19 protein-coding genes are annotated in these 22232 nt (G+C 73.4%); 6 read left to right on the forward strand and 13 right to left on the reverse strand.

Translation table 11 applies throughout. The features are described 5' to 3' along the window. Positions 1–61: 61 nt before the first annotated feature. Positions 62–1222: a peptidoglycan recognition protein family protein gene (locus ACLFMI_RS06090; protein ID WP_410946736.1), complete on the reverse strand. Its 1161-nt coding sequence runs from the start codon at positions 1220–1222 to the stop codon at positions 62–64. Between the two features lie 333 nt (positions 1223–1555). On the opposite strand from ACLFMI_RS06090, the gene ACLFMI_RS06095 reads away from it, so the two are divergent. After that, a complete protein-coding gene (locus ACLFMI_RS06095) occupies positions 1556–3394 on the forward strand; it encodes an acyl-CoA dehydrogenase (protein ID WP_410946737.1) in 1839 nt (612 codons plus the stop codon). An 88-nt stretch (positions 3395–3482) separates the two neighbouring features. On the opposite strand, the gene ACLFMI_RS06100 is transcribed toward ACLFMI_RS06095, so the two are convergent. The 4 genes from ACLFMI_RS06100 to ACLFMI_RS06115 form a co-directional block, all read right to left on the reverse strand. Continuing rightward, positions 3483–3908, reverse strand: coding sequence for a CBS domain-containing protein (locus ACLFMI_RS06100; RefSeq protein WP_410946738.1), 426 nt, complete (start codon positions 3906–3908; stop codon positions 3483–3485). Positions 3909–4001: 93 nt separating this feature from the next. After that, positions 4002–6317 (reverse strand): VanW family protein, encoded by a 2316-nt coding sequence (locus tag ACLFMI_RS06105; protein ID WP_410946739.1) that lies wholly within the window; start codon positions 6315–6317, stop codon positions 4002–4004. 74 nt (positions 6318–6391) lie between these two features. Then, positions 6392–6712 (reverse strand): GroES family chaperonin, encoded by a 321-nt coding sequence (locus tag ACLFMI_RS06110; protein WP_410946740.1) that lies wholly within the window; start codon positions 6710–6712, stop codon positions 6392–6394. Positions 6713–6926: 214 nt separating this feature from the next. Then, positions 6927–8117 (reverse strand): AAA family ATPase, encoded by a 1191-nt coding sequence (locus ACLFMI_RS06115; RefSeq protein ID WP_410946741.1) that lies wholly within the window; start codon positions 8115–8117, stop codon positions 6927–6929. 348 nt (positions 8118–8465) lie between these two features. On the opposite strand from ACLFMI_RS06115, the gene ACLFMI_RS06120 reads away from it, so the two are divergent. After that, positions 8466–8603, forward strand: a complete 138-nt coding sequence (locus ACLFMI_RS06120) for a hypothetical protein (protein ID WP_410946742.1) — start codon at positions 8466–8468, stop codon at positions 8601–8603. 40 nt (positions 8604–8643) lie between these two features. On the opposite strand, the gene ACLFMI_RS06125 is transcribed toward ACLFMI_RS06120, so the two are convergent. The 5 genes from ACLFMI_RS06125 to ACLFMI_RS06145 all read right to left on the reverse strand — a co-directional run bounded on the left by ACLFMI_RS06125 (position 8644) and on the right by ACLFMI_RS06145 (position 13758). After that, on the reverse strand, positions 8644–9210 hold the full coding sequence (locus tag ACLFMI_RS06125) for an FxsA family protein (protein ID WP_410946743.1): 567 nt from the start codon (positions 9208–9210) through the stop codon (positions 8644–8646). 68 nt (positions 9211–9278) lie between these two features. Then, positions 9279–10952 (reverse strand): dihydrolipoamide acetyltransferase family protein, encoded by a 1674-nt coding sequence (locus tag ACLFMI_RS06130; protein WP_410946744.1) that lies wholly within the window; start codon positions 10950–10952, stop codon positions 9279–9281. A gap of 11 nt (positions 10953–10963) precedes the next feature. Continuing rightward, positions 10964–11935 carry an alpha-ketoacid dehydrogenase subunit beta gene (locus ACLFMI_RS06135; RefSeq protein ID WP_410946884.1) on the reverse strand — a complete coding sequence of 324 codons (972 nt, stop codon included), beginning with the start codon at positions 11933–11935 and terminating at the stop codon, positions 10964–10966. Positions 11936–11951: 16 nt separating this feature from the next. Next, positions 11952–13139, reverse strand: coding sequence for a thiamine pyrophosphate-dependent dehydrogenase E1 component subunit alpha (locus tag ACLFMI_RS06140; protein WP_410946745.1), 1188 nt, complete (start codon positions 13137–13139; stop codon positions 11952–11954). Between the two features lie 235 nt (positions 13140–13374). Next, positions 13375–13758, reverse strand: a complete 384-nt coding sequence (locus ACLFMI_RS06145) for an antitoxin (protein ID WP_410946746.1) — start codon at positions 13756–13758, stop codon at positions 13375–13377. A 191-nt stretch (positions 13759–13949) separates the two neighbouring features. Here ACLFMI_RS06145 and ACLFMI_RS06150 point away from each other — a divergent pair, with 191 nt between their 5' ends. From ACLFMI_RS06150 to ACLFMI_RS06160, 3 genes are read left to right on the forward strand one after another with little or no spacing between them, the layout of a single operon-like run. Next, on the forward strand, positions 13950–14879 hold the full coding sequence (locus ACLFMI_RS06150; protein WP_410946747.1) for an ABC transporter substrate-binding protein: 930 nt from the start codon (positions 13950–13952) through the stop codon (positions 14877–14879). Next, positions 14876–15802: an amino acid ABC transporter permease gene (locus ACLFMI_RS06155; protein WP_410946748.1), complete on the forward strand. Its 927-nt coding sequence runs from the start codon at positions 14876–14878 to the stop codon at positions 15800–15802. Before ACLFMI_RS06150 ends, ACLFMI_RS06155 begins: the two co-directional genes overlap by 4 nt. After that, positions 15799–16560, forward strand: a complete 762-nt coding sequence (locus tag ACLFMI_RS06160; RefSeq protein WP_410946749.1) for an amino acid ABC transporter ATP-binding protein — start codon at positions 15799–15801, stop codon at positions 16558–16560. The genes ACLFMI_RS06155 and ACLFMI_RS06160 overlap by 4 nt, the downstream gene beginning before the upstream one ends. Positions 16561–16576: 16 nt before the next feature. On the opposite strand, the gene ACLFMI_RS06165 is transcribed toward ACLFMI_RS06160, so the two are convergent. Continuing rightward, a complete protein-coding gene (locus ACLFMI_RS06165; protein WP_410946750.1) occupies positions 16577–17161 on the reverse strand; it encodes a peroxidase-related enzyme in 585 nt (194 codons plus the stop codon). Between the two features lie 172 nt (positions 17162–17333). On the opposite strand from ACLFMI_RS06165, the gene ACLFMI_RS06170 reads away from it, so the two are divergent. Next, positions 17334–17678 (forward strand): DUF3024 domain-containing protein, encoded by a 345-nt coding sequence (locus ACLFMI_RS06170; protein WP_410946751.1) that lies wholly within the window; start codon positions 17334–17336, stop codon positions 17676–17678. 93 nt (positions 17679–17771) lie between these two features. Here the strand turns inward: ACLFMI_RS06170 and ACLFMI_RS06175 are convergent, their stop codons facing one another. Beyond that, complete coding sequence (locus ACLFMI_RS06175) at positions 17772–19778, reverse strand: thioesterase domain-containing protein (protein ID WP_410946752.1); 2007 nt, start codon at positions 19776–19778, stop codon at positions 17772–17774. A gap of 405 nt (positions 19779–20183) precedes the next feature. Continuing rightward, on the reverse strand, positions 20184–22007 hold the full coding sequence (locus ACLFMI_RS06180) for a phosphoenolpyruvate carboxykinase (GTP) (protein WP_410946753.1): 1824 nt from the start codon (positions 22005–22007) through the stop codon (positions 20184–20186). Between the last annotated feature and the right edge of the window lie 225 nt (positions 22008–22232).

Raw genomic sequence — 22232 nt, forward strand, 5'->3', positions numbered from 1 at the left:
ACCGCCAGCAGCTCCGTCGAGCCGAGGGTGCCCCTCGGGGCTCCGGGGTGGCGGAGCAGCGTCAGCGGTCGGCGACGCCGGCCGGGTCGGTGCCGGACGGCACGGGCGAGCCGCCGGTGCCGAGCAGCCGCTGCCAGACGGGATGGTCGACGACGTCCGGAACGCTCTCCACCTTCCGGTGCTCGGCCAGCAGCGCCACCGCCCGCGCCGCGTCGCCCTCGCTGCCGGCGGTCACCGTCCGGGCCAGCTCGGGCCAGGACTCGCCGCCGAGCAGGCCGTTCACGTCGTCGGCCCGGTGCACGGCCTGGAAGTCGCGCACCGCGGTGACGGTGCGGTCGTCGAACCGCCCGTCCGGCCGCCCGCGCAGGGTCCCGGCGTCGCGCAGCAGGTACTGGGCGGCCTCGACCAGCGGGCCGGCGTCCCCCTCGCGCAGCAGCGGCCAGCCGGCCTTGCGCCCCTCCCGCGCCGAGAGCCGTACGCCCAGCAGCCCGGCCACCTCGTCACGCAGCCGCGGGAGCATGCCGTACAGCCGGTCACCGGGGCAGATCGTGTTGCGGTAGTCGCGGTGGCCGTAGAGCTCGGTGGGCCGGATCCCGTACTGCGCGCAGATGTAGGCGCAGCTGGCGCGCAGCGAGTCCCACAGCATCGGTGTCGGCTCGGCGTCGATGTAGGTGCCCTCGTTCTCGATCCCGATGGCGATCACGTTCTGGCCGGGGCTGTGCGCGCCCTCGACGACCCGTCGCCCCTCGTTGAGCTCGCGCAGGCTCCACAGCCGGCCCTCCATCACGTGCCCGCCGCGCGAGATCGTGAAGTGCTGGCCCGAGTCCAGCCAGCCCTGCCGGTCCATGTGGTAGCTCTGGATGCCCCGGGCCATCCGGTGCGCCGCGGGTACCGAGAAGTCGCCGCCGTTCGCGCCGGCCGTGTGGTGCACCAGGATCCGGATCGGGCGCCGATCCCAGATCTTCGGCGGCGACGACGGCGGCCGGGCACCCCATTCGAAGCCGCGGAAGACGAACGGCGCCCGGACGCCCTCCGCGAGCGGCCCGGCGCCGGCCGGCCCGGGCAGCCCGGTCGGGCCGGGCACCGCGGTGGGCCCCGGGGCCCGGGTGGGCCCGGGCGCCGGTGGTTCGGTCCCGGGCGGTTCGGCGGCCCGGCCGGTGCCGGTCAGCAGCAGGCCCGCACCCGCCGTCAGCCCGGTGACCAGTGCGCCGCGCCGGTTCATCCGCGGCCACCCGCCCGGAGCACCCATCGCCGCCTGCCCTTCCGGCCCCGGTCCGGGATCCCGTGAGTCACATGCGTCCCGGAGGCCCCGGGCGTCACAAGCACGAGTGTTCCCCGAATCCACCCGAATCGGGCGCACCCACGCCGAGGGGCCCGATCACCCGGTCGGGTCGTCGCGACCGCGCGAGGGGCCCTTCCCGACCTCCGCGGCGGCTCCACAACACGGATGCGGGGGCCGTGGGCGGCTTGATCTGGTTACCGGCCAGTAATACTCTGGTGGTGGTTACCGGCCGGTAAGCGAGATCGGCCCTGGCAGGAACGGCGGTGAAGGACGATGGGCCACTACAGGAGCAACCTCCGCGACCTTGAGTTCAACCTCTTCGAGGTCTTCAACATCCAGGACACCCTGGGGACCGGGCCCTTCGAGGGGGTCGACCCCGACACCGCCAAGGGCGTGTTGTCCGAGCTGTCCGCAGTGGCCACCGGGCCGCTGGCCGACTCCTACGCGGCCGTCGACCGCAATCCGCCGGTCTACGACCCGGCGACCTTCTCGGTGACCACGCCGCAGGAGCTCAAGGACGCCTACAAGATCCTCTGGGACGGCGAGTGGTACCGCCTGGGCCTGCCCGTCGAGCTGGGCGGGTACGGCATCCCGCCGTCGGTGCAGTGGGCGGCGGCCGAGCTCATGCTCGGCTCGAACCCGGCCGTGTTCATGTACATGGCGGGCCCGAACTTCGCCGGCGTCGTGCACGCGAACGGCACCGAGGAGCAGCAGCGCTGGGCCCAGATCATGATCGACCGCGCCTGGGGCGCGACGATGGTGCTCACCGAGCCGGACGCCGGGTCGGACGTGGGCGCCGGCCGCACCAAGGCCGTGCAGCAGGACGACGGCTCCTGGCACATCGAGGGCGTCAAGCGGTTCATCACCTCGGCCGAGCAGGACCTGACCGAGAACATCATGCACCTGGTGCTGGCCCGCCCCGAGGGCGCGAAGCCGGGCACCAAGGGCCTGTCCCTGTTCCTGGTCCCGAAGTTCCACTTCGACCCCGGGACCGGCGAGCCGGGCGAGCGCAACGGCGCCTTCGTGACCAACGTGGAGCACAAGATGGGGCTGAAGGCCTCCACCACGTGCGAGCTCACGTTCGGTGCGCACGGCACCCCGGCGCAGGGCTGGCTGCTCGGCGAGGTGCACGACGGCATCGCGCAGATGTTCCAGGTCATCGAGTACGCCCGGATGTTGGTTGGCACCAAGGCCATCGGCACGCTGTCCGCCGGCTACCTGACCGCGCTGGACTACGCCAAGGAGCGCGTCCAGGGCGCCGACCTGACCCGGATGACGGACAAGACGGCGCCGCGGGTCACGATCACCCACCACCCGGACGTCCGCCGCAGCCTGATGCTGCAGAAGGCCTACGCCGAGGGCATGCGCGCCGTCTACACCTACACGGCCACCTTCCAGGACCGGATCCGGATCGGCGGCGAGGGCGGTGGGATCAGCACCGAGCTCGCGGAGAAGGTCAACGACCTGCTGCTGCCGATCGTCAAGGGCGTCGGCTCGGAGCGGGCCACCGAGCAGCTGATCCAGTCGCTGCAGACCCTGGGGGGCTCGGGCTACCTGCAGGACTACGCGATCGAGCAGTACATCCGGGACGCGAAGATCGACTCCCTGTACGAGGGCACGACCGCGATCCAGTCCCAGGACTTCCTGTTCCGCAAGATCGTCCGGGACAACGGCCAGGCGCTCGCGCACGTCGCCGGCGAGATCCAGACGTTCATCGACTCCGACGCCGGCAACGGCCGGCTCAAGGAGGAGCGCGCGCTGCTGGCGACCGCGCTCGCCGACGTGCAGGGGATGCTGGGCTCGCTGACCGGTCACCTCTACACCTCGGCCGAGGACGTCACGAACCTCTACAAGGTCGGCCAGCACACCGTGCGGCTACTGATGGCGGTCGGCGACCTGCTGGTCGGCTGGCTGCTGCTGCGCCAGGCCACCGTGGCGCTCGCCGCACTGGGTGGCGACGACCCCTCGGTCAAGGACCGCGCGTTCTACGAGGGCAAGGTCGGCGTCGCGTCGTTCTTCGCCAGGACCGTGCTGCCCCGGCTGACCTCGGAGCGCGCGATCGTCGAGAACGCGGACAACGCGCTGATGGAACTCGACGAGGCGGCCTTCTGATCCGCTGAGGCGACGGCGACGAAGACGGCGACGGCCCGGGCACGGACTCCCTGCCCGGGCCGTCGTCGTGCGTGGCCCTCGGGTGCGGCTACTGCGCGATGTAGGACTCCAGCTGCTCCCGCTCGAGTTCCAGCATGTCCATCCGGGCCTTGACCAGGTCGCCGATCGAGACGATCCCGGCCAGCCGGCCGTCGACGAGTACCGGCAGGTGCCGCACCCGCCGGTCGGTCATGATCCGGGCGAGGTCGCCCACGCCGTCGTCCGGGGTGCAGGTGACGACGTCGTGCGTCATCACGTCGGCGACCCGCGCGTTCAGCAGCGCATCGCCCTGCTCGTGCAGCCGGCGGACCACGTCGCGTTCCGAGACGATGCCGACCAGGCGCTCGGCGTCCACCACGGGAAGCGCGCCGAGATTGCCCTCGGCGATGTAGCGCAGCACATCGGTCACCGGATCCCCCGGTGCCACGGTGGTCACCGCGCTGCCCTTGCCCTTCAACACGTCCGCGATCCGCATGGATGTCCCCGATCCCTCCGCCGCTGTGCCGGAGGGATCAGGGTACGAACGTGACACACGTCTCGTCAGCACCTGAGCGAGATCGTCACCGGATCAGCCGCCGCACTGCACGATCGGCTGAGGGTTGTACTTCACCGACCGGGTGTCGCTCCGGGTCTCCCCGGTCTGCACGTTGCGCATGACCCGGGTGTCGGTGGCGGTGAAGCCCGGTGAGCCCTTGCTCGGGCTGCACGCCTCGCCGGGCGGGATGTTCACCAGCTGCGGCTCGGTCGGGTTGGTCCGCGGCCCGGGCTGCGAGGTCACGTCCCACACCTTCTGGCCGAGGAACGACACGGTGACCCGGCTCGGCGTCCAGGACGTCTTGATCAGTACCGCGGTCGGTCCCTCGTTGCGGAACTTCACGTCGATGATGTCGTCGAAGACCGTCGCCTCGCGGGCCACCGGATACCGGCTGATGTAGTAGCTGTGCTCCTGGTGCTCCACGTCGGTCATGCCGGCGAAGTACGAGGCGTTGTACAGCGTGGTGGCCAGCTGCGAGACGCCACCGCCGACCCCGCGGGCCGGGTGACCGTCCTCGATGATCCCGGCATCGACGTAGCCGTTCGCGGCGTTCCGCGGGTTCGTGATCCCGTTCAGGCTGAACGTCTCGCCCGGCTGGACGATCTGGCCGTCGATCGCCTCGGCGGCCCGCTTGATGTTCTGCCCGGAGTCCGCGGCGAACCCGCCGGTGCTGAAGGTGCTGATCTCCTGGGCGTTGCCCAGCGACTGCAGGTCCTCCGTGGTGATCTCGGCAGGCTTCTGCGCGTAGATCGCCTGCACCTGCCGCGGCCCCTCGCCGGTCAGGATCGGCAGGACGTTGGTGAAGGTCGCCGGGTAGTCGATGCCCCGGCCCTCCTGGGACGGGATCACCCGGGGCGGGTTGGCCGCGAGATCCAGGGTCGCGTCGATCCCGGGCTTCTCGGTGCTCGCCAGCTGCTCCTTCGCGGCGTCCTCGAGGATCTGGTCGCTGACCTCGGGGACCAGCTTGGTCGCGCCCTGCGGGTCCGGCGTGAAGCTGAGCGCCTTGGCGATGTCCTCCGGCTGGATGGTCGCGTTCTTGCCCTCGCCGGTGACCACCAGCGGACCGGACACGGCCGGCTTCGCGACCTCGTCGATCGCCTGCTGCACGTCGCCGGGGGTGGTGCTGGCCTGCTCGATGATCAGCGGCAGCTGCACCGGCTCGCCGGAGGCCCACCGCTGCTCGACGACCGAGACCGCCGCGTCCACGTCGAGCTGCTGGCCCGGCTCGGGCGCGACCGGGACCGGGTCGAGGCCCTGGAACTCGATCGAGCCCTCCTTGGGCTTCTGCATCACCAGCGGCGCCATCTGCTCCAGGGCGGTGCGGACCGCGCGGTCGTCGGCGGAGTTGACGACGGCCACGTCGCGGGTCGTGAAGAACGAGCCGATCCGGGTGATCGGGTTCAGCGGCTGCTCCCCGGCCTCGTCCAGGGTGCGCTCGTAGTCGACCTCCAGGCCGGCCGCCTTCGGGTCGATCTCGCTGCGCACCTCACCGGCCTGCACCGGCACCGGCGCCGAGGTCCTCGGCTCGATCGCCGCCTGCAGCTTCTCGGTGGCGGCGGCCCGGGACAGGCCACCGATCTGCTGGTCCGCGACGACGACGCCGCGCGGCACGCTGCCCGAGCTGAACACCAGGTCACCGACGTAGGCCAGCCCCAGCACGCCGAGCACCGCGGCCGCGACGATCAGGCCGGTGCGGCGCTTGCGCCCGGTGGGGCCGCCGTCGCCGTCCGGGCCGGATCCGCCGGGACCGCCCGGACCGCCGGGCCCGCCCGGCCCTCCGGGGCCACCCGGTCCACCGGGGCCGGGTGCTCCGGCCGCACCGGCCGCTCCGGCACCGGGGGCCGTGGTCCCGGGCTGGGGCAGCCGCTCGGTCCGCTCCCCGCCACCGGCCTGCGCGGACGCGGGAGCGACGCGCGGCAGGACCCGGGTGCGCTCCTCGCCGATCGGCGCAGCCCGGACGGTGTCGTCGTCGGCGCCCGGGCGCGCACCGGCCGGATCCCCGACGACCGGCTGCCGCTCGGTGGGTGCATCGGGATCCGTGCCACCGGCCGCGGCGCCCGGGGCGGGGGCCGGCGGAGCCGGAGCTGGGGCCGACGGCACCGACCGGTCCGGTTCGACGGCCTGGCCGGTGATCGAGCGGGCCGCGGTGGAGCCCGCCGGCGCCTGTTCCGCGGCCTCCGCGGGGTCGACGGCGGGGCGCGGGCCGGGGGAGGGACGGCGCGCGGACATCATCGGCCGGTCGGACGGGCCCGCATCCGGCGATCCGGCGGCGCGCTCTCCCGATCCCGGGTCCGCCGGATTCACCTGGTGCTCGGTGTCCCCGCCGGCCGGGGGCTGACGCTCGGGCATGACGTGGGACTTCCTTTCCGCACTGCCGTCATTGCTGGGGAGTCGACCGCGGTCCGCCCGCGACGCCCGCAGGATCAGAGGTACACGCCGGTCCCGTGGTCGGTGCCCTCGGCGGCCACCGCGTGCAGGTCCCGCTCGCGCATGACCAGGTAACCGACCCCGTGGATCTCGACCTCGTACTGGTCGTCGGGGGCCAGCAGGACCCGGTCGCCCGGCTTCACCGTGCGCACGTGCTGACCCACACCGGCCACCTCCCCCCACACCAGACGTTTGGCGACCTGTGCGGTTGCCGGGATGACGATTCCGGCCGAGCTCCGGCGCTCGCCGGCGCCCTCGATCATCTTGATCATGACGCGGTCGTGCAGCATCTGGATCTCGAGTTTGGGCTCGGCCACTCGTCCGATGCTACGGCCCGCCCCCGACACGCCCGGCGGCGCCCGGCGGGGGCGACAGGCGGCCCCGAACGTGGAACGCCCCGCGACTCCATCGGGTCGGGGGTCCGCTGGAGCCACGGGGCTACGTGGGTTTTCGTCGTCCGCCACCCGGGCGTTACAGCGGGCCGGTCGTCAACCGGATTTCACTCGTCCGGACCTGTGCGGGGCGAGCGGTTCAGGCGTTCGCGAGCAGGTATCGCCCGAAGTGCGGCACGGTGAAGGCGATCTGTCCCCGCTGGGCGGAGAACACCAGGCCCTTCTTCAACAGGCTGTCGCGGGCCGGCGACAGCGAGGACGCCCGCCGGTCCAGGTGCTTCGCGATGCCCGAGGTCTCCACCGCGTGGTCCTCGCCCTCGGTCAGCTCGGCCATCGCCCGCAGGTACTCGCGCTCGGCCGGGGTGGCCCGCTCGTACCGGGACCCGAAGAACCCGACGGCCAGCTCCGCCTCCGCCTCCGGCGCTGCCATCGCGACGTCCTGCGCACCGATCGGGCTGGTCGGCGCGGCGTCCCAGGCCGCCTTCCCGTACGCCTGCACGAAGTACGGGTAGCCACCGGAGCGGTGGTAGAGCTCGTCGAGCGCGTCCTGGTCGAAAGTGGCGTCCTCCCGCTCGGCCGGGGCGAGCAGCGCGAAGTCGGCGTCCTTGCGGTCGAGACGGTCGATCCGGGCGTAGGAGAACAGCCGCTCCGAGTACGACTTCGACGCCGACAGGACCGCGGGCACGTGCGGCAGTCCCGCCCCGACCACGACCAGCGGCGCCCGCTCCTGGGACAGCTCGTGACAGGCCGCGCACAACGCGGACACGTCCTCCGGCTTGAGGTCCTGCATCTCGTCGACGAGCAGCGCGATCCCGGATCCGACGTCCTGGGCCAGCTCGGCGACCTCGGTGAAGAGCTCGACCAGGTCGATCTCGATGTCCCCGGAGTCGGCCCGGCCGTTCTTCACGGGGACGTCGATGCCGGGCTGCCAGCGTTCGCGCAGCTTCGTCCCGTCCGGCGACGAGCGCAGCGCGAACGCCTTGAGCACGCCGAGCACCTCGTCGATGCGCTCCGGGGCGCGGTGCCGGACGGCGAGGTCCCGGATCGCCCGGTGCAGCGCCGCGGACAGCGGCCGGCGCAGGTCGGCGTCCGGCCGGGCCTCGATCTTCCCTGCCCCCCAGCCCGCGTTCATGGCCAGCGAGCGCAGCTCGCCGAGCATCACCGTCTTGCCGACACCGCGCAGGCCGGTGAGTACCAGGCTGCGTTCCGGGCGCCCGCGCGCGACCCGTTCGAGGACGATCTCGAACGCGTCGACCTCGCGTTCCCGCCCGGCGAGCTCGGGCGGGCGCTGCCCGGCACCGGGGGCGAACGGATTGCGCACCGGATCCATGGTCGACGACGGTATCCGGCGATCTTGCCCGTGCCGTAGACGTCGCTATGGAATGTCCGGCGTGTCGCGCCGAGCCACCCGGGTGGCCCAGTACCCCGCCGCGCCGGAAGTCATACCGGCTCGTCGACGTCAGATCACTCAGCGTGGCCGGGTTCGCGCCGCGGGGCCCGGTTCCGACGACGCCCGGCGGGCCTCCCGTCGACGGCCGGTGTACCGCCGGGTGCCGAATCACACCGGTGTCGTCACGATCCGGTGGCCTCGTGCACACCCCCTTCCGGTGCCCGGCCCGACCAGCGACACTTCCCCGTGACGCCCGGCCACACCGGATTCGCCGTGGGAGGAAGCGCCGTGACCCGACACCGCGGACGGCACCGCGCCGCCGCACCGACGCATCACTCGACGTTGCGGATGCGCCCGATCACTCAGCGTCGCAGTCGGCTGGACGTGCTGCGCGCACTGCTCGCCGGGTCCCGCCCGGGCTGGTGACGCCGGCGCGGCGATTCGCGCACAGCGCCGGAGCGGCCCCTCAGGAGTCGCGGGGCGGGCGGTCGTCGACGATCTCGCCGTCGATCACCGGACCACCGCCGGAACCGCCCGCGGGTCCGGAGCCGGGTGCCGGCCCCGTGATCGTCGGGTGCTGCCGCTGTCCGGGGGCCGTGTCCGGGCCGACGGTCTCACCGTCGACGACGGTGGCCCCGTACCGGATCCGCGCCGTGCGCAGGCCGGGTGCGCGCCGCTCCGCGGCGTCCACCAGCCGGCGCCGGGCCAGCGCCCGGGTCGGCGGGAACACCAGGGCCAGCCCGAGCACGTCGGTGATCAGGCCGGGCAGGAACAGCAGTACCCCGGCCAGGGCGACCAGCAACCCGTCGGTGGCCTCGGCGTGCGCCAGCTTCCCGCGCTGCACGGCGGTGGCCAGCGCACGGGCGGCGCGCACGCCCTCGCGGCGGGCCAGCAGCAGGCCCAGCAGCGACCCGACGAGCAGCACCAGCACGGTCCAGCCCGCTCCGATCCAGGACGCCAGCGCGACGATCGCCAGCACCTCGAGGACGACGTAGAGCAGCACGAACGGCATACCCGGACAACGCGCGGGCACGCCGTTCTGCTCCCGATCCGCCCGGATTCGTCCGGATCGGGAGCCGAACACCCCCGGACGGAGCAGCCTCACCAGGTGAGGGCGAGGCCCGGGTCCTCCAGCAGGGAACCGACGTCGGCCAGGAACCGGGAACCCTCAGCGCCGTCGACCAGCCGGTGGTCGAACGACAGGGCGAGCTGGCACACCGTGCGCACGGCCAGCTCGCCGTCCACCACCCAGGGCATCGGCTTGATCGAGCCGACGGCCAGGATCGCCGACTCCCCTGGGTTGAGGATCGGGGTCCCGGTGTCGACGCCGAACACGCCGACGTTGGTGATCGTGAAGGTGCCGCCGACCAGGTCCGCGGGGGCGGTCCGGCCGGCCCGCGCGGTCTCGGTCAGGTCGGTGAGCGCCTCAGCCATCGCCCGGAGGTCGAGGCCGTCGGCATCCCGGATCTTGGGCACGACCAGCCCGCGCGGGGTGGCCGCCGCGATCCCGAGCTGCACGCGCTCGTAGTAGACGATCTCCCCGGCGGTCTCGTCCCAGCTCGCGTTGACCGCGGGGGTGCGGGCCGCGGCCAGGCAGGCCGCCTTGGCGGCGAACGCCAGCGGGGTGAGCTTGACCCCCGCGAACTCCCGGGACGCCCGCATCCGGTCCCGCAACGCCATCGTCGCGGTGACGTCGACGGCGAGGAACTCGGTCACGTGCGGTGCGGTGAACGCGCTGGACACCACCGCCGCGGCGGTGGCCTTGCGGACCCCGCGGATGGGTTCGCGCCGGTCGCCGGCGACACCCCCGGTGGCGGCCGCGCCCCCGGTAGCGCCGGCGTCGGCCGCGGGCGCTGCAGCGGTGGCCGCCCCACCGTGAGCGGCCGCAGCGGGAGCGGGAGCGGGGGCGGCGCCGGCGGGTGCGGCGGAGGCGGCCTGCACGTCGTCCCGGGTGATCCGGCCGTCCGGACCGCTCCCGGTGAGGTCGTGCAGGTCGACACCGAGGTCGCGGGCGAGCTTGCGGACCGGCGGCGGGGCGAGTGGCACCAGCCCCGCCGTCGGCCCGGCCGGCGTGCTCGTCCCGGTCGGCGTGCTCGTCCCGGCCGGGGTGCTCGTCCCGGCCCCGGCTCCGCCGGCCGCCCCACCCGGTGCCGCCGTGGCCGACCCGGTCGGTGCGGTGCCGGCCGGCACCGTCTCGGCTGGCATGGTCTCGGCCGGTGTGTCCGGCGAGACGGGTGTGGTTCCACCGCCCGCGAGCGCCCCGGGAACGCGGTCGCCGGGCACGCCGCCGGCAGGAACATCCCCGGCGGGCCCGTCACCTGACGCCGCGTCCGGGCCGGACGCCCCGGGGAATCCCGCACCCCGGCGCGGGCGGCGCTTGGCCGCGCCCTGCCGCGGCCCGTACCCGACGAGGGTGGCGATCCGCCCGTCCTTGCCCGCCTCGCCGATCTTCGCCCCGCCCTCGCCGGCGTCCGCCGTGCCCTCTGAGCCACCGGTCCCGGAGCCGCCGTCCCCGGTGCCCCCGGCCGGGGCGTCGCCGGCGGTGTCGATCGCGATGATCGGTGTCCCGACCTCGATGGTCACCCCGGCCTCGACCAGCAGCTCGCCGACCGTACCGGCCCAGGGCGAGGGCAGCTCCACCGCCGCCTTCGCGGTCTCGATCTCCACCAGCACGTCGTTCACGGCGACCGTGTCACCCGGACCGACCCGCCAGGCGACGATCTCGGCCTCGGTCAGGCCCTCGCCGACGTCGGGCAGGTTGAACAGCTCTCGCACGCGGTCCTCCTCTACCAGGCCAGCGATCGGTCGACAGCGTCCAGCACCCGGTCCAGGTCCGGCAGGTAGTCGTCCTCCAGCCGGGACGGCGGGTACGGGGTGTCGAAGCCGGTCACCCGCAGCACCGGCGCCTCCAGCGAGAAGAAGCACTCCTGCTGGATCCGGGCCGCGACCTCGGCGGTGATCGACGACTCGCCCGGCGCCTCGGACACGATGACCAGCCGTCCGGTGCGGCGCACCGACTCCATGACCGGGCCCAGGTCCAGCGGGGACAGCGTGCGCAGGTCGAAGACCTCGAGTTCCTGGCCGTCCTCGGCGGCCGCGGTGGCCGCGTCAAGGCACGTCTTCACCATCGGGCCGTAGGTGGCGACGGTGAGCGTCGAGCCGGGCCGGGCCACCCGCGTCGCGTGCAGCGGGAAGGCGGAGGACAGGGTGCTGGTCCCGATGTCGACCTCGCCCTTCTCCCAGTACCGGCGCTTCGGCTCGAAGAAGATCACCGGGTCGTCACAGGCGATCGCCTGCTGGATCATCCAGTGCGCGTCGGCCGGGTTCGAGCATGCGACCACCTTCAGGCCGGGGACGTGCGCGAACAGCGACTCCGGGGACTCCGAGTGGTGCTCGACGGCACCGATCCCGCCACCGAACGGGATCCGGACGACGACCGGGACCGGCACCCGGCCCTGGGTCCGGTACCGCAGCTTGGCCAGCTGGGACACGATCTGGTCGTAGCCGGGGAACACGAAGCCGTCGAACTGGATCTCGCAGACCGGCCGGAACCCGCGCACCGCGAGCCCGATCGCGGCGCCGATGATCCCGGACTCGGACAGCGGGGTGTCCAGCACCCGCTGCTCGCCGAAGTCCTTCTGCAGCCCGTCGGTGATCCGGAAGACGCCCCCCAGCTTGCCGACGTCCTCGCCCATCACCAGGACCTTGGGGTCCCGCTCCATCGCGGCGCGCAGGCCCTCGTTGAGCGCCTTCGCCATCGTCGAGGTCGCCACCTCAGGCCCCCTCGTCGACGAAGGACGCGTGGTAGGCCAGGTACTCGTCACGTTGCCGGGAAACCTGGGGGGAGTCGTCGGCGTAGACCTCGGAGAAGATCCGCTCCGGGCCGGGCTGGGGCATCGCCCGGCAGAACGCCCGGATCCGGGAGCCGAGCTCGTCGGCCTCGGCGTCGACGCCGTCGAAGAACTCCGGCCCGACGCCGTGCCGGCGGGCCAGGTGCACCCGGACCCGCTCGATCGGGTCCTTCAGCTTCCACAGCTCCACCTCGTCGGCGAGCCGGTAGCGGGTGGCGTCGTCGGAGGTGGTGTGCGCGTCCATCCGGTAGGTGAACGCCTCGATCAGCACCGGTCCGTTGCCGGTGCGGCACTCCTCCAGCGCCCACCGGGTGACGGCCAGGCAGGCCAGCACGTCGTTGCCGTCGACCCGGACGCCGGGGAAGCCGTAGCCGCGGGCCCGCTGGTAGAGCGGCACCCGGGTCTGGCGGGTCAGCGGCACCGAGATCGCCCACTGGTTGTTCTGGCAGAAGAACACCAGCGGCGCGTCGTAGGCGGCGGCCCAGACGAAGCCCTCGTGCACGTCGCCCTGGCTGGTGGCGCCGTCCCCGAAGTAGCAGATGGTGGCCTCGCCGGACTCCGGATCACCGACCCGGGACTCGAACCGCTGGCCCATCGCGTAGCCGGCGGCGTTCAGGCACTGGTTGCCGATCACGATGGTGTACGGGTGGAAGCGGGTCCCGGAGGAGTCCCAGCCACCGTGATCGGTGCCGCGGAAGATCCCCAGCAGCTCGGTCGGGTCGATCCCGCGGGTCCAGGCGACCCCGTGCTCGCGGTAGCTGGGGAAGGCCATGTCGGTGGGCCGCAGCGCACGGCCGGAGCCGACCTGGGCGGCCTCCTGCCCGAGCAACGGCACCCAGATGCCCAGCTCGCCCTGCCGCTGCAGCGCGTTGCCCTCCCGGTCGGCCCGCCGGACCAGCACCAGGTCCCGGTACAGGTCCTGCAGCTCGGCGACCGACACGTCCTCGGCGTAGCGGTCGAACCGCTCGTCGGGCATCCGCTCGCCCTCCGGGCTGAGCAGCTGAACGAGCTCGGCGCCGCCCTCGTCGACCCCCTTCAGCCCGGCGACGACCTGAGCCTGGCTGGGCCGCGACCGGGGGTCGGTCGGTACCCACGCCTGCGGTTCCTCCACGGCGTACCTCCTCGGTGCCGTCGTCCGGCCGGGGTGACGGCGGACGACGTGGTGCCCGAACCGGATCCCGCACGGGGTGGGCGGACCCGGGACACGATGCGCGTCACCACGATCCTGGCACGCGACCGGGTGCCGGGGACAGGATCGCCCCGCGCCGGGCGGGTACGTGCGGAGCTGGCCGCACACGACGGCCCCGGCACCGTGGGTGCCGGGGCCGTCGGAGGACGCGGCGGGATCAGGCCCCGCGCGGGTCACCCGGGTTCGGCGGGAACGCCGGGGGCTGCTGCCCCTGGCCGCCGCCCTGGCCGGCCTGCGGGTAGTCGCCGGGCCGGTGCCCGTTGCCCCGGTCCGGGGGGTTTCCGGCAGCCGGCCGGCCCGGGGCCGGCGGGGTGGTGCCGGGGGCGCCGTAGCCGAACCCCGGCTGCGGGATGCCGGCGGCGTCCTTGGCCTTGCGGGTGGCGCCGCTGATCTGGTTCGTGTACTTGCCCTTCGTCTGCTTGTCGACGAACTGGGCCGCCTTGTCCAGGGCGCTACCGGCCTTGTCCGGGTTCGAGCGGGCGTAACGGCGGGCGGCCTCGGCCGCCCCCGCGAGAACGGTGAGTCGGCGGAACAGGGACATGTCGAACCTCCGTGAAAGGTGCCGTACCGGCTCGTCGGCGAGCCGAGGGCGATGGGACCACGGTAGGGGAACGGACGGCGTCCGGCTCGGGGTTCCCGGGCCCGCCGGTCCTGCCGGGACCGGACGACCGGGACCGACCGGGACGATGGCACGATCTCGGCCACCATCACGACTCCCCCGAGAGGCCCCGCATGACGCCGACGCGAGCGGGCCGGTCGTTCGCCTGGTTGGCGGCCGCCGCGCTGCTGCTGGCCGGTTGCGGCGTCGGCGGGGACGGCAGCGGCGGCACCGATCCGGGCGCCGCCGCCGGGATCGCGCCCGGCGCCGACGTCGTGGTCCCCCCGGTCGACGCGAACGACGCGCTGGCCGCGCGGGTGCCCGGCGAGATCCGGGCCGACGGACGGCTGACGATCGGCATCGAGCCGACCTACCCGCCGAACGAGTTCACCGCCCCGGACGGGACGACCGTCGTCGGCATGGGGGTCGACCTGGGCAGGGCGGTCGCGGACCGGCTCGGGCTGACCGCCGAGTTCGCCACCGGCCAGTTCTCCGGGATCATCCCGGGCATCCAGGGTGGCCGGTACGAGGCCGGGATCTCGTCGTTCACGGCGAACCCGGAGCGTGCCGCGGTCGTGGACATGGTCGGCTACTTCTCGGCCGGGACCAGCCTGGTGGTGCGGACCGGCAACCCGCTCGGTGTCCGGCCCGACGAGCTGTGCGGCCGGGCCGTCGGGGTGCAGGCCGGCACCGTCCAGGTGGAGGACGTCGCCGCCCGCAACGCCGACTGCACCGCGAGCGGCCGGGAGCCGATCGCGGTCACCGAGCTGCTGGCCCAGACCGACGTGACCCTCGCGCTGGCCACCAGCCGGATCGACGCGATGCTCGCCGACTCCCCGGTCGCGTCCTACGCCGTGACCACCACCGGCGGGATGGTCGAGGTCGTCGGAGCGCCCTACGACACCGCGCCGTACGGCATCGCCCTGAGCAAGGACCGGGGCGGATACACCGACGCCGTGCGCGGCGCACTGCAGACGCTGATCGACGACGGCACCTACCGGGCGATCCTGGACCGGTGGAACGTCGCCGACGGTGCGATCGGAACCGCGGAGGTCTCCGGATGAGCGACGGCCCGACGAGAGCCGAGCCGCGGGACGCCGTCCCGGTCCGGCACCCGCTGCGCTGGGTCGCGGTCGCGGTACTGGCCGTGCTGGCGTCGATGCTGGTCAACACGGTGCTGACGAACGAGAACCTGCGCTGGGACGTGGTCGGGGAGTACCTCTTCGCACCGCCGGTGCTCAACGGGCTCCGCAACACCCTGGTGCTGACCGTGCTGGCGATGGCGATCGGGCTCGTCGGCGGGGTCGTGCTGGCGGTGATGCGGCTGTCGCCGAACCCGGTGCTGTCCTCGGTCGCCGCGGTCTACCTGTGGGTCTTCCGCGGGACACCGCTGATCGCGCAGCTGCTGTTCTGGAACTTCCTGTCCGCGCTGTACCCGCAGCTCTCGCTGGGGATACCGTTCGGACCGGAGTTCGTCGTGTTCGACACGAACGTGCTGATCAGCCCGTTCGCGGCGTGCCTGCTCGGGCTCGGGCTGAACGAGGCCGCCTACATGGCCGAGATCGTCCGCGGCGGGATCGGCTCCGTCGGCCGGGGCCAGACCGAGGCCGCCGACGCGCTCGGCATGACCCGGGCCCAGACCCTGCGCCGGGTGGTGCTGCCGCAGGCCATGCGCGTGATCATCCCGCCGACCGGCAACGAGACGATCGGCATGCTGAAGACGACGTCGCTGGTCGTCGTGGTCGGGTACTTCGAGCTGCTCACCTCGGTGCAGCGGATCTACTCGGCGAACTTCCAGGTCATCCCGCTGCTGATCGTCGCCGCCGCCTGGTACCTGGCCCTGACGTCGTTGCTGACGCTCGGGCAGCGCTCGATCGAGCGCCGGTTCGGCCGCGGCGTCCCGGGGTCGGTGACCGGGACCGAGGGCCCGATGCTGCTGCGCACCGCGCGGAAGCTGACCGGCCGGAACTCCGGAGGTGCCGCATGACGCCGATGGTGGAGGCCCGCGGGGTCGGCAAGAGCTTCGGCGACGTCGAGGTGCTGCGCGGGGTTGACCTCGTCGTCGAGCCCGGACAGGTGTGCTGCGTGATCGGCCCGTCCGGGTCCGGCAAGTCCACGCTGCTGCGGTGCGTCAACCACCTCGAGGCGATCGACACCGGCCGGCTGTGGGTGGACGGCGAGCTGATCGGGCTGCGCGCGGCGGACGGGCGGCTGTACCGGCTCTCCGCGGCCGCGCTGAGCCGGCAGCGTCGCGACATCGGGATGGTGTTCCAGCAGTTCAACCTGTTCCCGCACCGCACCGCCGTGGAGAACGTGCTGGAGGCGCCGGTCGTCGTCCGCCGGGAACGGCGGTCCGACGCGCGGCGCGACGCCCTGGAGCTGCTCGACCGGGTCGGGCTCGCCGACCGCGCCGACGCCTACCCCGCGCAGCTGTCCGGCGGGCAGCAGCAACGGGTCGCGATCGCCCGCGCGCTGGCGATGCGGCCCCGGCTGATGCTGTTCGACGAGCCCACCTCGGCGCTGGACCCGGAGCTGGTCGGGGAGGTGCTCGACGTGATGCGCGAGCTCGCGGCCGAGGGCATGACGATGGTGGTCGTGACCCACGAGATGGGCTTCGCCCGCGAGGCCGGTGACACCCTGGTCTTCATGGACGAGGGCCGGATCGTCGAGTCCGGCGACCCGCGTGCGGTGCTCGCCGACCCGCAGGAGGAACGCACCCGGGCGTTCCTGTCGAAGGTGCTCTAGGAGCTAAGGAGCGTGGTTACCGGCCCATCCCGAAGAACTCCGGGTTCGGCCGCAGCGCGGTGAGGTGGGCGAGCCGGTTGGACATCGCGAACAGTGCGGTGATCGCACCGATGTCCCAGATCTCGTCGTCGGTCAGGCCCGCCGCCCGCGCCTCGTCCACATCGGCATCGGCCAACGCCTCGGACTGCCGGGCCACCAGCAGCGCCAGGTCGACGATCGCCCGCTGCCGCTCGGAGAGCTCCGCGGCGTACGGGTTGGACGCGACCCGGTCGGCGATCTCCGGGTCCTTGTAGCGGATCCGCAGGATCGCGCCGTGCGCCACCACGCAGTACGTGCAGTGGTTCGCCCCCGACGTGGCGACCACGACGAGCTCGCGCTCGGCCTTGCTCAGTCCGTCGTCGGAGTCCATCAGCGCGTCGTGGTAGTCGAGGAACGCCCGCAGCTCGGCGGGCCGGCGGCCCAGCGCCCGGAAGACGTTCGGGACGAAACCGGACCGCTCGGCGATCGCGCCGATCCGTTCCTTCAGGTCCGGCGGGAGGTCGTCGAGATCGACGTGCCCGAACCGGCTCACCTCGTGCCTCGAGGTCGCGGGGGTCGACATTCCCGCACGGTAGCCCGGCGGGACGGGGTGTGACGAGGCCGCCGCGACACCGCCCGCGCCACGACCCGCGTCACGGCCCGGTGCCGGTCCGGCGGCCGGGCCCCGGCCTCCGGAGGAGGCGGCGCGGATCGGGGCTTCTCGGGCGGCCCGGGATCCGGGATCATGTCTCGGCATGGGAGTCCCGGAGGAGGTACGCCGGCATCTCGCCACCTGGTGCGCGACGGTGCTCGGCGAACCCGAGCGGGAACACCGCCGGATCGGCTACACGACAGCGGGCGGCACCGTCACGATCCTGGACCGGCGGCCGCCGACGTTCCCGGAGCTGGGGGCGGCCTGGTCGTCGACGTCGCTGGCCCAGCTGCGGGCCGACGACCCGGAGCCGGGGAGCTGGTCGCTCTACATCCCGGCCGACCCGGCGTCCGGGCGGCGGTGGGAGCGCCGGGACCCGCCCGCGAACGACCCGTTCGTCCTGCTGGACCGGATCTCCGAGAGCGTCCGGGCCGCCGGGCCGGCCTGACGACCGGCCCGGACCGCCCGGCCGCGGTGCCGCTGCTTCGGCCGTCGACCGCCCGGCCTCAGTGCCGCTGCTTCGGCCGTCGACCGCCCAACCTCAGTCCTCCCGGACCGCCGGTGCCATCGCCGACGGTGTCGAGGGCCGCAACGACTCCGACCCGGTCGCCGACGCCGGCGGCCCGGTCCGCGGGGCAGGCACCTCGAGCGCCGGGCCCGCCCCCGTCTGCTGCGCCGGCACCGGGACGATCGGGGCATCGGCGGGCTCGGGCGCCTCGGCCGGCGGCACGGCGGGCGTCCGGTCCCCGGTGCCGCGCAGGAACCGGGCGGAGGCCTGGTTGAGCACCTCGACCAGGGTGGTCCCGGACGACGCGGCGCGGGACTCGCTGCCGACCACCGCCAGCAGCCGCGGCGCGGCCGTGGTCAGCAGCAGGTCGTCGGCCTGCAGCGCCCCGGCGCCGAGCACCACGACCAGGTCGGCGGCGTCGGCGGGCGGCAGCGCGGACAGCAGCCGCTGGACCGGGACCGGGTGCAGCAGCCCGAAACCGGGGGTGCCCGCGGTGGCGTCGGTGGCCCAGGCGCGGGCCAGGTCCGGTGCCGTCGTCGCGAGCTCGCCGAGCAGCGCGGACAGCTCGTCGCGGTCGGCGACCTCGCGACGGGCCCGCCCCAGCTCCTCGAGGGCGGTGGTGTAGGCCGCCGGGTCGTGCGCGCGCAGCGCCGCGACCGCGGCCGCGTGCTCGGGTGCCCCGGTGCCCACCGGCACCGCCGACTCCAGGCCTGCGGCCAGCCGCTCCAGCTCGTCGCCGGCCTCGGACGGGTCGCCGTGCTCGTCGTAGTCGACGATGGCGACGGCGACCCGCTCGGCGGCCGGCAGGTCCGGCACGGCGACCGGGGAGTCCTGCTGCAGGAACAGCACGTCGTGCCGCAGCGCGCCGACCGACCGCGCGGTCGCCGCGACCCGGTCCAGCATCTCGGTCATCGCGGGCAGATCCTCCGCCGAGCGCGGCAGCGCGAGCCCGAGGGCCGTGCACAGCCGGGCGATCTCGTCGTCCCGGCGGGCCAGGTCGAGATGGTTCACGATCGCCGCGACGTGGTCGAGCGTGTGCGGGGTGTCGCCGTCCACCCGGAACCGGCTCAGCGCAGGCTCCGCGTCCCGCTGGGCCTGCGGGCGGAAGTAGGTGCGGCTGCGGCCGCCGGCCTCCAGGAAGTCCAGGTACCCGCGGATCGTGTCGTCCGCGCCGTCCGGGAGCGGCTCCAGCGGCTCGACCACGGGGCCGGCGGCGAACCGGGCCCGGTCGTCGCGCTGGCGGGCGGCCAGTCCCTGCAGCTCCTCGAACTCGGTCCGCAGCCCGCCGTGCACCAGCCGCCCGACGACCTCGCGCAGCCGGTCCGCGTCCGGGGCCTCGGCCAGGATGCCGAGCGAGCGCCGCACGCAGCGGGCGACCTGGGTGACCGCATCCCGCCGGTCGGCGTCGAGCTCGCGCAGCAGCCCGGGCACCACCCGGGCCTCGGCGGTCTCGGCACCGGCCACGGTGCGCCCGGCCCGCTCGCAGCAGCCCGCGACGTCGGCCGGGGAGGGCAGGTCGGACGGTTCCGGCAGCTGCTGCCCGGCCCGGGAACCGGCGTCGGCACCCACGGTCGCGAGCAGCCGGCGCAGCCGGCTCAGGTCGGACGGGGCGAGCGCGGGCAGCCGGTCGACCACCCGGCCGGCGACGGCGGCCGGCAGCGCGGACCGGACGGCGTCCAGCCGCGCCGAGTCGTGGCCGGTCAGCAGCACCCGCATGCCGTATCCGGTGAGCTCGGCCAGTGCCCGGGCGAGCTCGTCGGCCTCGACGCCGGACAGCACGACCAGCGGCTCGCCACCGACGACGTCGAGCAGCGAGTCCGGGCGGCCGTCGTCGGCCTCGGACTGCGGCGGGACCGGCGACTCGAGCGACGCGGCGAGGGTCCGCAGCCCGGCAGGGATCCGGCCGGACCGGACCTCACCGGTGATCCGGGACGTCGCGGCCCGGACCGCCGGACCACGACTCCCGCTGCCGGCCAGTCGCTCGACGAACGCGACGAGCGACTCCGGGTCCGGAGTCTCGGACACCCGGCCATCGAGCATGTGGGCTCACACCTCCGCCGTGACACAGCACCGTCGTACTCGGGACGGCGCTCACGGTGTGTATCGCCGCGGGCCGCCCGGTGTTCCGCCCCCGGCGCTCGCACCGGCTGCGTCCCCGGTCACCGTCGTGACGATCCGCGACGGCCGGGCACCCGGACGGTGCACGCCGGGAACCCCCGCCGCATCGACGACGGGACACCGGTTCCCATCGGAGGCTACCCGGGACCCGGCCTGTACTGCGCCGATCCGTCGGCTTCCGGAAGGGACGCCACCCGGGCGGCCTCCGGCGTCCACACTCGGTGACCACGATCCGTCACGCACTGCTCCATCGGAGTGAAATACGCGCGGAGGGTGGCGCGACGAAGCGCCCCGCCCGAGTACGGGCGGGGCGCTTCGTCGGGTCCGTCAGGCTCCGAGGCGCTGCTTGAGGGCCTCGAACTCGTCGCGGATCGAGGTCGGCAGGTTGTCGCCGATCTTGGAGAACCACTCCTCGATCAGCGGGATCTCGGCCTTCCACTCCTCGATGTCGACGTTCAGCGCGGCCGCCACGTCGGCCGGGTCGGCGTCGAGGTTCTCCAGGTCCATCTGGTCCGGAGTGGGCACGTGACCGATCGGGGTCTCGACCGCGGCGGCCTTGCCCTCCATCCGCTCGATGCACCACTTGAGGACGCGGCTGTTCTCGCCGAACCCGGGCCAGAGCATCCGGCCGTCCTCGCCCTTCCGGAACCAGTTGACGTAGAAGATCCTCGGCAGCTTGTCCGCGTCGGCGCTCTTGCCGAGGTTCACCCAGTGCGCGAAGTAGTCGCCGACGTTGTAGCCGAGGAACGGCAGCATCGCCATCGGGTCGCGGCGGACCTGGCCGAGCCCGCCGGCCGCGGCCGCGGTCTTCTCCGACGACATGGTGGCGCCCATGAAGGTGCCGTGCTGCCAGCTGCGGGCCTCGGTGACCAGCGGGACCGTGGTCTTGCGACGGCCGCCGAACAGGATTGCCGAGATCGGCACGCCGTTCGGGTCCTGCCACTCCGGTGCGACCACCGGGCACTGCGCGATCGGCACGGTGTAGCGGGAGTTCGGGTGCGCGGCGTTGACGTCGGACCCGGGGGCCCAGTCGTTGCCCTTCCAGTCGGTGAGGTGCTCGGGCTCGCCCTCCAGCCCCTCCCACCAGACGTCGCCGTCGTCGGTCAGCGCGACGTTGGTGAACAGCGAGTTGCCCTGCTCGATCGTGCGCATCGCGTTCGGGTTGGTCTTCCAGTTGGTGCCCGGCGCGACGCCGAAGAAGCCGAACTCCGGGTTGATCGCGTACAGCCGGCCGTCGGCACCGAAACGCATCCAGGCGATGTCGTCACCGACGGTCTCGGCCCGCCAGCCCGGGATGGTGGGCTGCAGCATCGCGAGGTTGGTCTTGCCACACGCGCTCGGGAACGCGGCGGCGACGTAGTACGCCTTCTCCTCCGGGCTGATCAGCTTGAGGATCAGCATGTGCTCGGCGAGCCAGCCCTCGTCGTGCGCGATGGCCGAGGCGATCCGCAGCGCGTAGCACTTCTTGCCGAGCAGGGCGTTGCCGCCGTAGCCGGAGCCGTAGCTCCAGATCTCCCGGGTCTCCGGGAAGTGGCTGATGTACTTGGTCTCGTTGCACGGCCACGCGACGTCGGCCTGGCCCTCGGCGAGCGGGGCACCGATCGAGTGCAGCGCCTTGACCCAGCGGTCGCCGGCCGTGTCGAGCAGCGGGACGACGTGCGAACCCATCCGGGTCATGATCTTCATGGAGATCACGACGTACTCGGAGTCGGTGATCTCGACGCCGAGCATCGGGTCGTCCGAGTCGGTCGGGCCCATGCAGAACGGGACCACGTACATGGTCCGGCCCTTCATCGAGCCGCGGTACAGCTCGGTCATGGTCGCCTTCATCTCGGCGGGGGCCATCCAGTTGTTGGTCGGCCCGGCGCCGCGCTCCTCGGCGGTGCAGATGAAGGTCCGCTCCTCGACCCGCGCGACGTCGTCGGGGTCGGAGGCGGCGTGGAAGGAGTTCGGCTTCTTGTCGGGGTTCAGCCGGGTCAGGGTTCCGGCGTCGACCAGCCGGTCGGTGAGCCGGGTCCACTCCTGATCCGAACCGTCGCACCACACGACGCGGTCCGGGGTGGCCAGCTCGGCGATCTCCTGAACCCAGGCCGCGACGCCCTGGTTGGTGGTCGGTGCGTGGTCGATACCCGGAACGGTCGCTGCAGTCATGTCGTCCTGTTCTCCTCGCCGGCCCCGGTCCGCCTTCCGGGGGAACCACTGCGGGCCCCTACCGGAGAAGCACGGGCCCAGACGGAAATGGTGGATCCCGAGGCTACCCGTGGAATGGCGGCCTACCCATCGTCGGAGTTGAGAGGTCGGGCACAGCACCGATCATGTAAATCGATCCAGATGCCCTCTGACGACGGCATCGTCGTCCCTGGTGACGGGCATGCC

This window comes from Pseudonocardia nantongensis (assembly GCF_046546495.1).
GTDB classification, from domain to species: Bacteria; Actinomycetota; Actinomycetes; order Mycobacteriales; family Pseudonocardiaceae; genus Pseudonocardia; species Pseudonocardia nantongensis.

What these genes read in the sequence shown, in the direction of transcription:
- ACLFMI_RS06105 (WP_410946739.1), bottom strand. Translation starts at nt 6,317, where the DNA reads ATGCCCGAGCGTCAGCCCCCGGCCGGCGGGGACACCGAGCACCAGGTG.
- ACLFMI_RS06100 (WP_410946738.1), bottom strand. Translation starts at nt 3,908, where the DNA reads ATGCGGATCGCGGACGTGTTGAAGGGCAAGGGCAGCGCGGTGACCACC.
- ACLFMI_RS06145 (WP_410946746.1), bottom strand. Translation starts at nt 13,758, where the DNA reads ATGTCCCTGTTCCGCCGACTCACCGTTCTCGCGGGGGCGGCCGAGGCC.
- ACLFMI_RS06155 (WP_410946748.1), top strand. Translation starts at nt 14,876, where the DNA reads ATGAGCGACGGCCCGACGAGAGCCGAGCCGCGGGACGCCGTCCCGGTC.
- ACLFMI_RS06115 (WP_410946741.1), bottom strand. Translation starts at nt 8,117, where the DNA reads ATGGATCCGGTGCGCAATCCGTTCGCCCCCGGTGCCGGGCAGCGCCCG.
- ACLFMI_RS06095 (WP_410946737.1), top strand. Translation starts at nt 1,556, where the DNA reads ATGGGCCACTACAGGAGCAACCTCCGCGACCTTGAGTTCAACCTCTTC.
- ACLFMI_RS06160 (WP_410946749.1), top strand. Translation starts at nt 15,799, where the DNA reads ATGACGCCGATGGTGGAGGCCCGCGGGGTCGGCAAGAGCTTCGGCGAC.
- ACLFMI_RS06150 (WP_410946747.1), top strand. Translation starts at nt 13,950, where the DNA reads ATGACGCCGACGCGAGCGGGCCGGTCGTTCGCCTGGTTGGCGGCCGCC.
- ACLFMI_RS06170 (WP_410946751.1), top strand. Translation starts at nt 17,334, where the DNA reads ATGGGAGTCCCGGAGGAGGTACGCCGGCATCTCGCCACCTGGTGCGCG.
- ACLFMI_RS06090 (WP_410946736.1), bottom strand. Translation starts at nt 1,222, where the DNA reads ATGAACCGGCGCGGCGCACTGGTCACCGGGCTGACGGCGGGTGCGGGC.
- ACLFMI_RS06165 (WP_410946750.1), bottom strand. Translation starts at nt 17,161, where the DNA reads ATGTCGACCCCCGCGACCTCGAGGCACGAGGTGAGCCGGTTCGGGCAC.
- ACLFMI_RS06135 (WP_410946884.1), bottom strand. Translation starts at nt 11,935, where the DNA reads ATGGCGAAGGCGCTCAACGAGGGCCTGCGCGCCGCGATGGAGCGGGAC.
- ACLFMI_RS06180 (WP_410946753.1), bottom strand. Translation starts at nt 22,007, where the DNA reads ATGACTGCAGCGACCGTTCCGGGTATCGACCACGCACCGACCACCAAC.
- ACLFMI_RS06175 (WP_410946752.1), bottom strand. Translation starts at nt 19,778, where the DNA reads ATGCTCGATGGCCGGGTGTCCGAGACTCCGGACCCGGAGTCGCTCGTC.